Origin of the sequence: Pseudomonas sp. OTU5201 (assembly GCF_038440135.1) — a bacterium.
Classification (GTDB): Bacteria; Pseudomonadota; Gammaproteobacteria; order Pseudomonadales; family Pseudomonadaceae; genus Metapseudomonas; species Metapseudomonas resinovorans.
In genome coordinates, this window is record NZ_JASATC010000024.1 from 43,594 (window position 1) to 55,557 (window position 11,964).

At 62.2% G+C, this 11,964-nt stretch carries 16 protein-coding genes; 7 read left to right on the forward strand and 9 right to left on the reverse strand.

From position 1 onward, the window contains the following. The first annotated feature begins 211 nt into the window (after positions 1–211). Positions 212–673, forward strand: a complete 462-nt coding sequence (locus tag AAHM40_RS16100; RefSeq protein WP_342245534.1) for an Ohr family peroxiredoxin — start codon at positions 212–214, stop codon at positions 671–673. A 100-nt stretch (positions 674–773) separates the two neighbouring features. Here AAHM40_RS16100 and AAHM40_RS16105 read toward each other — a convergent pair whose 3' ends face one another. From AAHM40_RS16105 to AAHM40_RS16115, 3 genes are all read right to left on the reverse strand, one after another. Continuing rightward, positions 774–1,292 (reverse strand): thioredoxin family protein, encoded by a 519-nt coding sequence (locus tag AAHM40_RS16105; protein WP_342245535.1) that lies wholly within the window; start codon positions 1,290–1,292, stop codon positions 774–776. A gap of 214 nt (positions 1,293–1,506) precedes the next feature. Continuing rightward, positions 1,507–2,010, reverse strand: coding sequence for an anthrone oxygenase family protein (locus AAHM40_RS16110; protein ID WP_342245536.1), 504 nt, complete (start codon positions 2,008–2,010; stop codon positions 1,507–1,509). 197 nt (positions 2,011–2,207) lie between these two features. Beyond that, on the reverse strand, positions 2,208–2,708 hold the full coding sequence (locus tag AAHM40_RS16115; protein ID WP_342245537.1) for a hypothetical protein: 501 nt from the start codon (positions 2,706–2,708) through the stop codon (positions 2,208–2,210). A gap of 313 nt (positions 2,709–3,021) precedes the next feature. On the opposite strand from AAHM40_RS16115, the gene AAHM40_RS16120 reads away from it, so the two are divergent. After that, positions 3,022–3,300: a hypothetical protein gene (locus AAHM40_RS16120; RefSeq protein ID WP_342245538.1), complete on the forward strand. Its 279-nt coding sequence runs from the start codon at positions 3,022–3,024 to the stop codon at positions 3,298–3,300. 72 nt (positions 3,301–3,372) lie between these two features. Next, complete coding sequence (locus AAHM40_RS16125; RefSeq protein WP_342245539.1) at positions 3,373–3,687, forward strand: YgaP-like transmembrane domain; 315 nt, start codon at positions 3,373–3,375, stop codon at positions 3,685–3,687. A 24-nt stretch (positions 3,688–3,711) separates the two neighbouring features. Here the strand turns inward: AAHM40_RS16125 and AAHM40_RS16130 are convergent, their stop codons facing one another. Beyond that, positions 3,712–4,293, reverse strand: coding sequence for an MliC family protein (locus tag AAHM40_RS16130; protein WP_342245540.1), 582 nt, complete (start codon positions 4,291–4,293; stop codon positions 3,712–3,714). 404 nt (positions 4,294–4,697) lie between these two features. After that, positions 4,698–5,471 carry a helix-turn-helix transcriptional regulator gene (locus tag AAHM40_RS16135; RefSeq protein ID WP_342245541.1) on the reverse strand — a complete coding sequence of 258 codons (774 nt, stop codon included), beginning with the start codon at positions 5,469–5,471 and terminating at the stop codon, positions 4,698–4,700. A 111-nt stretch (positions 5,472–5,582) separates the two neighbouring features. Between AAHM40_RS16135 and AAHM40_RS16140 the strand changes: the two genes are divergently transcribed. The 3 genes from AAHM40_RS16140 (at position 5,583) to AAHM40_RS16150 (ending at position 8,684) form a co-directional block, all read left to right on the forward strand. Continuing rightward, complete coding sequence (locus tag AAHM40_RS16140; protein ID WP_342245542.1) at positions 5,583–6,686, forward strand: polyamine ABC transporter substrate-binding protein; 1,104 nt, start codon at positions 5,583–5,585, stop codon at positions 6,684–6,686. Positions 6,687–6,731: 45 nt separating this feature from the next. Then, complete coding sequence (locus tag AAHM40_RS16145) at positions 6,732–7,853, forward strand: DmpA family aminopeptidase (protein WP_342245543.1); 1,122 nt, start codon at positions 6,732–6,734, stop codon at positions 7,851–7,853. Between the two features lie 120 nt (positions 7,854–7,973). Continuing rightward, positions 7,974–8,684 carry an rRNA pseudouridine synthase gene (locus AAHM40_RS16150; protein WP_342245544.1) on the forward strand — a complete coding sequence of 237 codons (711 nt, stop codon included), beginning with the start codon at positions 7,974–7,976 and terminating at the stop codon, positions 8,682–8,684. A gap of 239 nt (positions 8,685–8,923) precedes the next feature. Here the strand turns inward: AAHM40_RS16150 and AAHM40_RS16155 are convergent, their stop codons facing one another. Both AAHM40_RS16155 and AAHM40_RS16160 read right to left on the reverse strand, forming a co-directional pair. Continuing rightward, a complete protein-coding gene (locus AAHM40_RS16155; RefSeq protein WP_342245545.1) occupies positions 8,924–9,211 on the reverse strand; it encodes a hypothetical protein in 288 nt (95 codons plus the stop codon). Continuing rightward, positions 9,211–9,441 (reverse strand): hypothetical protein, encoded by a 231-nt coding sequence (locus tag AAHM40_RS16160; RefSeq protein ID WP_342245546.1) that lies wholly within the window; start codon positions 9,439–9,441, stop codon positions 9,211–9,213. The genes AAHM40_RS16155 and AAHM40_RS16160 overlap by 1 nt, the downstream gene beginning before the upstream one ends. A gap of 206 nt (positions 9,442–9,647) precedes the next feature. On the opposite strand from AAHM40_RS16160, the gene AAHM40_RS16165 reads away from it, so the two are divergent. Continuing rightward, entirely contained in the window at positions 9,648–10,787 is a 1,140-nt protein-coding gene (locus AAHM40_RS16165; protein ID WP_342245547.1) for a carboxylate-amine ligase, read from the forward strand. Here the strand turns inward: AAHM40_RS16165 and AAHM40_RS16170 are convergent. Continuing rightward, positions 10,784–11,470 carry an RES family NAD+ phosphorylase gene (locus AAHM40_RS16170; RefSeq protein ID WP_342245548.1) on the reverse strand — a complete coding sequence of 229 codons (687 nt, stop codon included), beginning with the start codon at positions 11,468–11,470 and terminating at the stop codon, positions 10,784–10,786. The genes AAHM40_RS16165 and AAHM40_RS16170 overlap by 4 nt on opposite strands. Further along, positions 11,470–11,871 (reverse strand): MbcA/ParS/Xre antitoxin family protein, encoded by a 402-nt coding sequence (locus AAHM40_RS16175; RefSeq protein ID WP_342245549.1) that lies wholly within the window; start codon positions 11,869–11,871, stop codon positions 11,470–11,472. The genes AAHM40_RS16170 and AAHM40_RS16175 overlap by 1 nt, the downstream gene beginning before the upstream one ends. Between the last annotated feature and the right edge of the window lie 93 nt (positions 11,872–11,964).

Below are 11,964 nucleotides of genomic sequence, written 5' to 3' on the forward strand. Positions count from 1 at the left end.
GCCCCGAAACGGGCGGTCAGCGAACACCCCGGCCCAACTGACGCAGTGACGCAAGGGCAACCGTTCGTCCAGAAGCAGGCATCCCCCCTATTGACGGCATTTTGTTTGTGCGCAAACATTTCTCCATCGCATCCGCTTTAATCGCATGCGATACCAAACAAAACCGCCACCCGGCAACCGCTCAAGCACACCAAGCAATGAGGAACTCCCCATGACCACCAAGATCGAAAAAGTCCTTTTCACGGGCAAGACCCACACCACCGTAGCCCACCGCGAAGGCGCGTCGCGTAATGACCACGGCCGCCTCGACATCAAACTCTCGGCCCCCCGTGGCGGCGTCGCGAACTCGGAACTCCAGTTCGACGCAACCCTGCCCCACCCCACTGCCGAGCAACTGTTCGCCGGTGCGTGGTCGGCCTGCTACATCGCCGCGATCGGACTCGTGGCCCAGCAGCGGAAAGTGGTGCTGCCAAAGGATCTGGCCGTCGAGATCGAAGTGGACCTGGGCATGACCGGTAACGCCTATTTCATCCAAGCGCGATTCAACGTCCGTTTCCCGGGCGTACCGCACGACGTCGCCGAGGCAATCGCCAAGGAAGCCCACGAGATCTGCCCGTACTCCAAAGCCACCCACGGCAACATCGACGTCGCACTGAATGTGATCGCCGATTGATGCACCGCTCGCCCAGTGCATCGCGAGCCTCATAAAAGCCGCCCCGGCCTGAAAGCCGGGGCGGCTTTTGTTCGCGTGGCACGGTTGGCGTTGCCCTGGGCTAATTGCCCGCGCGCCCCTCAGCCGACTCGAATATCGCGAGGAGATCCAGCACCGTACTTTCCAGGTACTTCCCGGCCCGATAGTCCGGCTTCATGGCATCGCCACCGGCGATCACATCCTGCGGCCGTTCAATGAAACGGCCAACCAGCGTGAAACGTTCGTCCAGCACCGCCACGAGGGGGATCAGAATGCGTTCCAGACCAAGGCGCTCCTGCAAATCGTCCTCCGCGCGCCCCTTGGAGATCACCGCCAGATCGACGCGCGGCTGCAGGCGTTGCAGGAAATCCATGACCGTGACGTTTATCTGGCAGTCCGGGCACCACATCTCACCTACCACCAGCAGGTGGTAGCGGCCTTGCACGGCGTGCAGACGCTGCCGGGTGATTTCACTGAGCGCGCCGGGTTCGGCCAGTTTGCGCTGCACCGTCTGCACGGCGGCGATTTCTGCCGGCAGACCGCGGCCGACGAACGCGTCGAAGCGTTCACCGATGGCAAAGAGTTGCTCAAAGGAGGCCATGGGGTGTTCCTCAACTACAGAAATAAGGTGGCATCCCAGCAGAAATACCGAGGCACCGCAAACGGGCGAGATCTGTTTGACGACGCGAGCAGTCGGCCTATCAAGCGAGACCGGGCCTTCGTTCACGGCATTGCCGCCAAGGCACAGGCTCTGGGCGAAACCGGCTCGTGGAACCGGTGGATCAGAACAAGCGAGGGACGACTTCGGGCAAGGCCTAATCCATCGCCAGCATCAGGAACAGCCCTACCATCAGCAGTGCCGAGGCCGCCAGGGCGCTCCCGGCTCGAACATGGTTCCAGCGCGTCCAGTGCTCCACATAGTCGCGCCACGGGGCGACGGCATCGGGGCTGCCCGCGTTCAGCTTTGCCAGGGCATTGTTGCGCGGGACGTTGCACACCAACGTGACGCCGAAATTACCCAGCAGGTACATCAGGCTGCCGACGAGCAGGAACAAGGTACCGGGCACTTCCCAATGCACGAAGGTGTAGAGCGTGAGCAGCGCGCAGGCAGCAGTCGTACCCAAGAAGGTGGCGAGGAAGACTCGGTTGAGCACCGTCTCGTTGATGGCCTGCATGGCGGCGATGCCAGCTTCCGGCGAAATGCGCGCCAGCGCCTGCATCACAAAGTTGGAGAAAGCGAAGAACAGCCCGCCCATCAACCCGCAGGCAATCACGGCGAGGAAGGCGAGCACAAAGGCCAGGTCATCGATAAAGGGCATGGTCGTGTTCTCAGGGGCCGTCTAGTCGGGTCCAGGCCCCGCGCCTGTGAGGTTCTGGGGAGAAGGAAAGCAGATTTATGCTTGTTGTGCATTCGCCTTGAGTCGATAACGACCTGCCGCGGCACGGTCGCAATCTCCGCAGCGAAAACTGGGCTCTGTCCGGAAAATGCCAGCGCTCGACGACTTGTTGCGCAAACCTAGTAGCCAAACACACCTGTCAGGGAAATCTCCTTGTCACTTTCCAGACTCCCCCACGGATCGGTCGGCAGGCGCACCCTGACTTTCGTCGCGGTAGGGTTTGCGAAAGGCACGCTTGCAAGTTGCGTGTTGGTATTCGTAGTAACCCCCAACAGACCATTCACGACCGCACGAATCAACAAATGCTCGCAGTTGTTGAACCCTTGCAGATACATGGACGGCCCGCCATACACACAGGGAAGGCAATACGCGCAGAGAATATGCTTCGCGTAGTTCTTCGGGATTCCCATGATATGGAATACCTCGGCACGCGATTTCCACCTATCGTTGGCGTTATCGGCATAACCCACGTATGTCGAGTTTTCGCCGGTGTTGTGAATGATGTAGATGCAGGCTGTGGTAGCCGGCGCGGGGTTTATCGACGGCGTGAAAGCAGTTCCGCAAGCGGGCCCCATCGTCCATGAGTGATGCGATTTGAAATCAAACTCCACAGTGGCCATTTTGGTACTCCCTTACCATTGGATTGAAGTGACCTACACAGTTCATCGGCTCTAATGGGGGCAGCTGGATCAATGCCCCACCCAAAGCAACTTATTCGGGTCAGATAGTGCTGGAAAGCGCTTGATGCTCATCAGACAGATGTCAGCGCACAAACGGCCAGACCGGCAGGTATTGGCTCTCGGTACAGCCGCATGCGAACGGTATAGCACACCGTTCGTCCACCATCCGCCTGCCTTGCTACGCCCCGTGCATTCTGGATCAGACGAGGATTCCTACCGCCCAGTCGTCAATCGAGTTGCCGAGGACACGAGCATGGCTGAAGAAAATGAATCCAACCGGCATCTGCGTGAAGTCCGCCAATCGCCGATCTTCCGCTGGGCCCAAGGCCTGCAATGGTTCGGGGTGGTGATGTTCCTGCTGGCCGTCGGCTTGGCAGCGTTCACCGAGGTCACCTCAGCACCCGGTGGTGTCACCCTGATTGCGGTCTTCGGCATGCTCGGGCTGCTATCCCTGGTACCGGCGCGCTTCATCCTCACCGTGTACCTGATGAGCCCCAACAACAAGTCCGGAAAAGACCAGTCTCGAAACTGACCGGCCATCGCGGCAACTGAACGTACCAGGCCATTGACCGGTCAAGTTTCAAATCCACACGGGAGGATTCGCATGATGGACAACCAATGGCAGATCAACGGCCCCGCGTACGAACAGAACGTGCATGGCCTTGAGCGGGCCGGCTCCATCGTCGGTGGCCTGATATTGGCCCGGCACGGCTTCCAGCGCGGTGGTGTGATGGGTATCTGGAATATCGGGTTGGCCGCAGCCCTGCTGCTGCGTGGACTGACCGGCCACTGCTATGTGAAGGAAGTTCTGCACGACCGCCGCGAAGCCCTGAACCACCTACGCACCGACTTGGAGCGCCTGCAACGAGCCGTGGACAAGCTGGCAAAAGAAGGCCTCGGCAAGGCGCCGCAGGCCTGAGTCCCCGCAGGGGGCACCTGGCGCTCAGCGCACCGCCTTGCAGGACATCCCGGTGCCATACCAGGTCACCTTGGCTTCACCCTGGTGCTCCCAGAAATCCATGCCGTCGTTGCTGTAGTGGGCACCGCTGGCGGCGCGTTGGCTGATGGCAATGGTCTGGTCGCTGCCGTAGGTGAAGACCGCTGCAGCCGGCTCGAGGTTGTTATAAAACGCAGCGGTGAAGGGTTTGCTGTTATCCCCGCAGATGAACTCCACGGCCTTGGGCGCCATCACCGAGCCGGACTGGATCTGCAGCTCCACCAGACGCGTCTGGTAGCTCAGGGTCAGGCACTGGTTCTGATCGTCTGCCTTCCAGCACTCATCGCGCCCCTTCAGCCAGCCGCGCTGTTCGGCACGCAGTCGCTTCTGGGTCGCCGCGTCGGTCGCGGCCAGGGTTTTCTTGTAGACATCCGAAAGCTGGCGGTCCAGAACGCTCAGGTCGGCACTCTTGCAAACCTGCTGCTCGACGCCCTGGGCCTTGGCGCAGTCGAAGGATGGACCGGAATCGGCCATGGCCAGTGGGCTGGTGGCGCTGAGCGCCAGTAGAAGTCCTTTTGCGGGAATCATGTCGGCCTCCAAGCCTGTGATGGGGACGATTGCCAAGTAAAGCCCAGACCGCCCGAAATATCCTCCCAGTAAAGGGATTGCGGATCTTCCAAGCGTCGGGGAATCAGGTCATCGTCACCGGACAGATCAGGCTGCCTGATGAGGAAGAGGCTTTGCGCGTTCGATCCTGGCCCGGCGGTCAGGCGAGTCAAGTGCTTCCCACAGATCATTGCGACGCTGCAGGTTCAGCCAGAAGAAGTCCGCGTTCGCTAGCAAGCTAGCGCCTACAAGGGATTCCAGGACCTTCGACACTTAACGCAGACATAGCCTTCCTCACCTCCCGCTTCCTGGCCAGGTGATTCTTGAGCCAAGAAGCCTATGCGACTACGGTCAAAGCGTGTGATCGCCCCCTCCCAGCACAGGCCTCAACGCGGATGCAGCAGTAACGCGAACAACTCGGCGTGGCCGCTGACATTGAGCTTGTTGTAGAGGTTGCGCCTGTGCACCTTCACGGTTTCCGGCGAGATACCCATGCGCTGCGCAATGGCCTTGCTGGAAAAGCCCTGGAGAATCAACCGCGCGGTATCCGTCTCGCGCTCGGTCAGGCGCGCGTCGAATCGACCCAGGATGGTGGCCAGGTCGCTGGCCATCACTTCGTTCGCCGGCCCTTCCGGAGGCATGATCTGCACGTGCCTGCGCATGGCCGCGAGCACCCAGTCACGCACGCAGAGCAAGCGCCCGTGCTCGTGATCGGCAAAGGCTTGCTCGCGTCCCAGCGAGAGGCTGAGCACGGCATCGTCCAGATTGCAGATGAACTGCAGCTCGCCGCCACCGACCACGGCGCGGAAGTAGCTCAGGTAGTACTCGCTTTGCAGGAACTGGTCAGGTGCAACGGATTCCAGGCGGTGCAGGCCATCGGCAATGCCGTTGCACGCAGCCAGGTAGAAGGGATCGAGCAAGTAGCGACCCGCGCAGTAATCAGCCAGGTCCTCGCGCTCGTCCAACCCGCCGCGGAACTCGAAGTCGGCCAGCAGCTGCGGCACGCGGCCCGGACGCATCAGTGCCACCAGCGCGTTGTCCACGGGAACCAGCAGCCGCAGCGTATCCACCAGGCTGCGCCAGAAGTCTTCCTGCCCCAGACAACCGAACATGCGCGCCAGCCCCTGGTGCACCGGCAGTTCTCTCAACAAGGCTTCCACGCTCTACCCCTTTCGCATAACCCGTGATGGGAATGTCCAGCACCGCCTCAGACCTCTAGCCTCGGAACCCTCGACCACCAAGGGCCTGCCAGGGGCCAGGAGTGCCGCATCATGCTTCGTCACCGCTCGTACCTCAACCTCGGATTCGGTGCCTGCCTGTCGGCGTGGCTGTCGACCGCCGCAGCCGACGCGCCCACCGTCCACGTATACAACTGGTACGACTACATCGGCCAGACCACCCTGGCGGACTTCAAGCGCGACACCGGTATACAGCCCGTGTACGACACCTTCGACAGTGCCGAGATGCTGGAAGGCAAATTGCTCACCGGTGGCAGCGGCTACGACGTGGTGGTGGCCAGCAACTTCAGTCTGCCAACCCTCATTCAGGCAGGCGTACTGGAGCCCCTGGACCCGTCCCGGCTCCCCAACTTCAAGCACATGGATCAGGACCTGCTGGCCAAGCTGGCCGTCAACGATCCCGGCAATCGCTACGCCGTGCCTTACCTCTGGGGTACCAACGGCATCGGCTACAACGTCGACAAGGTACGCGCCGTGCTGGGTGACCAGGCCCCGGTGAACTCCTGGGACCTGCTGTTCAAGGAGGAGAACCTGGCCAAGCTGAGCCAATGTGGCGTGGCGATGCTCGATTCGCCTTCCGAAGTACTGCCCATCGTCCTGCACTACCTGGGGCTGCCGCCCAACAGCACCAACCCCGACGACTACAAGAAAGCCGAGGCCTTGCTGCTCAAGCTGCGCCCCCATATCGCCTACTTCAACTCATCGAAGTTCATCAGCGACCTGGCCAACGGCAATATCTGCGTAGCCCTGGGCTGGTCCGGCGGCATGCTGGAAGCCAGGACCAACGCCGAACAGGCTGCGAACGGTGTGAAGATCGAATACAGCCTGCCGACCGAAGGCGCGCCCGTGTGGTTCGACACCCTGGTACTGCTCAAGCAATCGCCGCACCCCGATCAAGGCCTGGCGTTCATCGACTACCTGATGCGCCCGGAAGTCATCGCACCGATTTCTGACTTTCTCCGCTACCCCAACGGCAATCGCAACGCCACGCCGATAGTCGCCGAAGCCACCCGCAACGACCCCAGCGTTTATCCGCCAGCCGAGGCCATGGCCAGGCTGTTCACTCTGGAACCACTGCCCAAGAAAGCCGAGCGCGTGCGCACACGCGTCTGGAGCAAGGTGAAGAGTGGCCAGTGACCCGACCTTCAAACCTTCTTGCAACCAACTGTCATGAGTAAAACGATGAAACCACGTGCCCGCGACCTCGGACTCCAGTTCGGCCAACTGCAACCTGGCCCCCTCAATGCCATCACCGACGTACCCGGCGTACGGGTCGGCCATTGCGATATACGCGGCCGCACGGCCGAAGGGCGTGATATCCAGACCGGCGTCACAGTGATCGAACCACGCCTGGGGTCGACCAACCTGCAGCCCTGTTTCGCCGGCGTCCACATCCTCAATGGCAACGGCGATGCCACCGGCCTTGAGTGGATTCGCGAGGCCGGCCTGCTGACCAGCCCGATTGCCTTCACCAATACCCACAGCGTGGGCACCGTGCGGGACGCACTGATTGCCCTGGACCGCGAGGAGCAACCCCAGGATGGCCGGCTGTACTGGAACATGCCGGTGGTGCTGGAAACCTTCGATGGCCTGCTCAACGACATCAACGGCTTTCACGTGCGTATCGAGCATGTGGCCCAGGCCCTGGACAATGCCGTCGATGGCCCGGTGACCGAAGGCGCGGTGGGCGGCGGTAGCGGCATGATCTGCCATGAGTTCAAGGGTGGCATCGGCACCGCCTCGCGCCAGTTGAGCGCCGAGCAAGGCGGCTGGACGGTCGGCGCCATCGTCCAGGCCAACCACGGTGTCCGCCCGGAGCTGCGCGTCGATGGCTACCCGGTGGGCCGCTACATGGAGCAGGTGGACTCACCCTTCCTCAAGGCCCGCCTGCCACACCCCGGCATGGGCTCGATCGTCGTCTGCCTGGCCACTGACGCGCCATTGCTGCCGCACCAGTGCACGCGCCTCGCCCAGCGCGCCAGCATCGGCCTGGCCCGCACCGGTGGCGGTACGGAAGATCACAGCGGCGACATCTTCGTGGCCTTCTCCACCGGCAACCAGCACCTGCCGGCACCCGCCTACGAGGCCAAGGGTGCGCCGACCTGCGACAACCTGCGCATGGTCAACAATGACCACATCAGTGAGTTGTTCCTCGCCGCCGCTGAAGCCGTGGAAGAAGCCATCATCAACGCGATGCTGGCCTCGCCCACCACCGAAGGTAACGGCCATCGGGTGCCGGGACTGGACGTCGAAACCCTGACCAAGTCGCTGCACCAGGCGGGTTGGCCGGGCCAGAAACCCTGACAAGGACGAACGCTTCCTGTGGGGGCGATTTCATTCGCCCCCACAGGAAAAGCCGCCGCCCGTGCCGAGCCGGCCCAATGGGTTTACCATTGCGCCCTTTCCTTCCCACTGGCTGCTCCCATGACCGACCCCGTCCGCTTGTCCAAATGCGTTATCGAACTCACCGGCTGTTCGCGCCGGGAGGCCGAGCTCTATATCGAGGGTGGCTGGGTGACGGTCGATGGCGAGGTGGTCGAACAGCCGCAGTTCAAGGTTGAAGGCCAGACAGTCGCTCTACTCCCTGGCGCCACGCCCGATCCCCAGGAGCCAGTGACGCTCCTGCTGAATCAGCCCGCCGGCCTGTCCTTCGAAGCCGCCCAACGCGCGCTCAACCCTGAAAGCCGCTGGCCGGAAGACCGCACCACTGTGCGCCTGCTGCGTAGCCACTTCGCTCGCCTGACCACCACCCTGCCACTACAACCGGGCGCCAGCGGGCTACTGGTGATGACCCAAGACTGGCGAGCCCTGCGCAAGCTCAACGAAGACGCGAGCAAGCTGGAGCAGGAATACGTCGTCGAAGTCACCGGCACGATGCTGGACAAAGGCCTCGACCGCCTGAAGCGGGGCATCAAGGTCAAAGGCCAGGACCTGCCACCGGTGAAGGCCAGCTGGCAGAACGAAACCCACCTGCGCTTCGCCCTGAAGAACCCCAAACCGGGCCTGATCGCCGCTTATTGCAGCGCCGTTGGCCTGAAGGTCGTCGGCATGAAGCGCATCCGCATCGGCGGCGTGCCCATGGGCAAGGTGCCGGTCGGGCAATGGCGCTACCTGGGGCAGGCCGAGCGGTTCTGAGGCCGTCCTGGGCCTTCTCTTTGTAGGGGCAAATAATCGCCAAGGGATGCGCAGCGTCCCCGAAAACCCGAGGGCTGCCCTTCGGCCGGCGCATGTATTGGCTATGCCTGCATTGCCCGTAGGAGCTGGCTTGCCAGCGAATGGCCCCGTTTCGCTGGCAAGCCAGCTCCTACAAGGCTCTTGGCCCGATGGTAAATCTCTCGCAACAGCTAACGCAGACATGGCGAATGAATTCGCCCCTACAACTGCTGTTCCTGGCCGGTACGGCTTTCCTGCGGTCGCTGGCTGGACAATGCCGTTCGTTCGGCTGGGTTGGCGCTCAGGCGCTGGAACTCGAACACCGGTGTCTTGGCCGGTTTGCTCCGAATCACCACACTGCCCGGCCCCTGGCCGGCGTACTGGCCGTAGACGCCCAACATGAACATGCCGATCACCATGAAGATGGCGGCACGCTCAATCGACCTGGGGTTCTTGCCGGAAGGCTGGTGCAGGACCTGCAGCCTCGGCGAACGGGATGCGCGCTTCATCAGTCGTCCAGGAGCCGGTCCATCAATTCCAGGCCCAGGCGCTGGGTGCTGGACTCGTCCCGCAGATCGCGCTGGCTGATGCCGGCCACCTTGGTCCGGGGGATGGCGAGATGCTGGTTGCGCAGGGTGATGGAGTAACTGCCATCGGGCTCCCACAAGCACTCGAACTGAAAGGTGACGCTCATTTTGTTCAAGGTGTCCTCAACCTGGCGAAGCATCAAATTATTCATTCTCAGTCCTCCCCACCAATCGAGTGGCCGGACTGAAAAACCTAGCAGGGAAACTCGCCACGTAAATGTCATTGGGCGGCTATTCATCGGAAAGCTTCCTCCAACACAGTGACAACCCCGTTGCAGAGCCTTTACAGACAAGCGGTCCTTGAAACCTTCCTCAGCGGGTACGTCACTTGCCATAAGGCAAGTTCGAGGCGGCCCGCATGCCCAACGATCCTTCTGCACCCGCGTTCGGCGTCGAGGAAAGCTTCTTCCTGGTCGACACCCGCAGCCGCAACCTGCCAACGCAACTGCCGGATGGATTTCTCGAGGCGGCACGGGACGCGTTCAGGGAAGGCTTCAGCCAGGAAATGTTCCAGAGTGTCGTGTGCCTGGACATGGCCCAACCGACCCTGCTGGAAATCAATGAGGCCCGCGCCTGTCTGCTGGAACGGCGCACCCGCCTGGCCGCCATCGCCAAGGAGCATCAGCTCGCGCCACTCTCTGCGGGCTCCCACCCCTTCGCTGACTGGCATGTGCAGGTGCCGTCGGATGACCCGCACTACCAGCCCCTCTTCGAAGACCAGCGGATGATCGCCCACCGCAGCCTGGTCTGCGGCATGCGCGTGCATGTGGTAGTGCCGCTGGAGATTGACCGCATCCAGGTGATGAACCGGGTACTGGGCTGGCTTCCGCTGCTGTTGGCGCTGAGCACCTCATCCCCTTTATGGAACGGCCGCCCAACCGGGTTGATGAGCTATCGCCAGGCGGTGTGCGCCGAGTGGCCGCACAAGGGCATTCCCGAGCACTTCCCCGACGAGCCTGCCTTCGACGCCTATCTGCAGTGGCTGATGGCCTCGGGGTCGATACGTCGCGAAGGCGACCTGGCCTGGTGCATTCGCCCGTCGCCACGCTTTCCAACCCTGGAACTCCTCGCGGCCGATGCCTGCCCCTCGGTGGAAGACGCCCTGTGCATCGTTGCCCTGTTCCGCGCCCTGGTCAGTTGGGCCATGGTCCAGGACGATGGCGACCTGCACGACGCCCCCTTGCAGCGCCTGGTCCTGAAGGAGAACCACTGGCGCGCCATGCGCTTTGGCATCCACGGCATGTACCTCGACGGCTCGGGCGAGGCCAGCCTCTCTGCCGGCGCCTGGCTGGCCAGGGCTTACGCCTGCTTCGGCGAACTCGCTGAATCCGAGGGAGATGACCAGGCCTTTGTCCGTGGCCGACATGTGCTGCGTTACGGCAGCAGCGCCGACCGACAGCTACTGCGCTACCGGGAAGCCCTGCAGTCCGGCCTGCCCCGGCAGCAGGCGCTGGTGGCCGTCATCGACGAGCTGATTGCCGAAACCAGTGGTGGCTAACCGACCGGGCTGACCTTCAAGACACAGGAAATGCTCTGGGTGCGGCCATCCCAGATATACCGGAAGTGCGCGCCCTGCACCGGCAGGGTGACCGCAGGCGGGCGGAAGGCCGCCACGCACTCGTGGCCCGGCAGGCGCACGCTGTTGTACAGCAGCCCCCACTTGCCGGCATTGCGGTGAAGCCCGGCGAAGGCCTGGCTGGTGCCGTAACTGGCCATGTCCGGGTCATGCAGCTCGACACGATCTCGCACATCGAGCATCGGGCTGACCACCTTGTTCACATAGGCCCGTAGCGTGATTTCGATACTCGCCTCCTGGGTAGCACGCCAGAAGCGCTCCTGGTGGTAGCGGGTTTCGGCGATGGCCGCGTCGATGGAGCTTGCACAGTAGTAGACACCGAAGCTGCCGTCGGTAAAGCGGCTGGCGCGACCGATATGGGTGAATACGGCCATCACCACGGTGGCGCCGCTGCCACTGACACGGTCTTCGGGGGCAACGCGGGAAATCTCCCCCACCTGGTCGCGCAGGCGGTCGTTGGTCATGGCCTCGATGGCGTAGGCCAGCTCCAGCTCTTCGGGATCAAGGGTGTCCTCGAATACGGAAATGGGCGGGAAAGCGCTGTTGACCAGGCGATAAGCCTTGTTCCAGTCGGGAATCCGTTCCACCAGCAACTCCTCGGTCATCAGCCTCGCACTCCATCGAGATAACGGCGCACATCGGCCACATCCACCACCTGGCCACCGAGCATGTATTCCAGGGCGCTGCGGCCGTTGAAGGGTGCCGCGCTGTTGGGCTTGTGCACCCATTCGTAGGCACGCGCTTCCTGATTGCTGAAGAGAATGCGCAGGGACTTGTGGATGCCCATCAGGTAGGAGATGCGCTCCAGCGTGTCGTGGGGCAGGCGCACGCTGGGCAGTTTCTTGTAGCTGAAGTAGGTGGTGTTGCCGATGGAACCGAGCAAGGTGCGCTGCTGCTCCTTGGAACAACCCCACTTGTCCATCAGGTTGAAGAAGAACTTCAGGGCCACGCGGCCGGCTTCGCCGTTCTGGAGGTCCGGAGTGGCATGGTGGGCAGGGCTGCTCATGGCGTCTCCTGAGTGAATGACTATGACCTCAACTCTACTCCTGATCCGAACTCTTTCAAGTAGAAAGTTCATATACGTAGCAACCTTTATCCT

Bases quoted from the DNA above. Each gene is read 5' to 3' on its own strand.
- AAHM40_RS16100 (WP_342245534.1), top strand. From the start codon at position 212: ATGACCACCAAGATCGAAAAAGTCCTTTTCACGGGCAAGACCCACACC.
- AAHM40_RS16105 (WP_342245535.1), bottom strand. From the start codon at position 1,292: ATGGCCTCCTTTGAGCAACTCTTTGCCATCGGTGAACGCTTCGACGCG.
- AAHM40_RS16110 (WP_342245536.1), bottom strand. From the start codon at position 2,010: ATGCCCTTTATCGATGACCTGGCCTTTGTGCTCGCCTTCCTCGCCGTG.
- AAHM40_RS16115 (WP_342245537.1), bottom strand. From the start codon at position 2,708: ATGGCCACTGTGGAGTTTGATTTCAAATCGCATCACTCATGGACGATG.
- AAHM40_RS16120 (WP_342245538.1), top strand. From the start codon at position 3,022: ATGGCTGAAGAAAATGAATCCAACCGGCATCTGCGTGAAGTCCGCCAA.
- AAHM40_RS16125 (WP_342245539.1), top strand. From the start codon at position 3,373: ATGATGGACAACCAATGGCAGATCAACGGCCCCGCGTACGAACAGAAC.
- AAHM40_RS16130 (WP_342245540.1), bottom strand. From the start codon at position 4,293: ATGATTCCCGCAAAAGGACTTCTACTGGCGCTCAGCGCCACCAGCCCA.
- AAHM40_RS16140 (WP_342245542.1), top strand. From the start codon at position 5,583: ATGCTTCGTCACCGCTCGTACCTCAACCTCGGATTCGGTGCCTGCCTG.
- AAHM40_RS16145 (WP_342245543.1), top strand. From the start codon at position 6,732: ATGAAACCACGTGCCCGCGACCTCGGACTCCAGTTCGGCCAACTGCAA.
- AAHM40_RS16150 (WP_342245544.1), top strand. From the start codon at position 7,974: ATGACCGACCCCGTCCGCTTGTCCAAATGCGTTATCGAACTCACCGGC.
- AAHM40_RS16155 (WP_342245545.1), bottom strand. From the start codon at position 9,211: ATGAAGCGCGCATCCCGTTCGCCGAGGCTGCAGGTCCTGCACCAGCCT.
- AAHM40_RS16160 (WP_342245546.1), bottom strand. From the start codon at position 9,441: ATGAATAATTTGATGCTTCGCCAGGTTGAGGACACCTTGAACAAAATG.
- AAHM40_RS16165 (WP_342245547.1), top strand. From the start codon at position 9,648: ATGCCCAACGATCCTTCTGCACCCGCGTTCGGCGTCGAGGAAAGCTTC.
- AAHM40_RS16170 (WP_342245548.1), bottom strand. From the start codon at position 11,470: ATGACCGAGGAGTTGCTGGTGGAACGGATTCCCGACTGGAACAAGGCT.
- AAHM40_RS16175 (WP_342245549.1), bottom strand. From the start codon at position 11,871: ATGAGCAGCCCTGCCCACCATGCCACTCCGGACCTCCAGAACGGCGAA.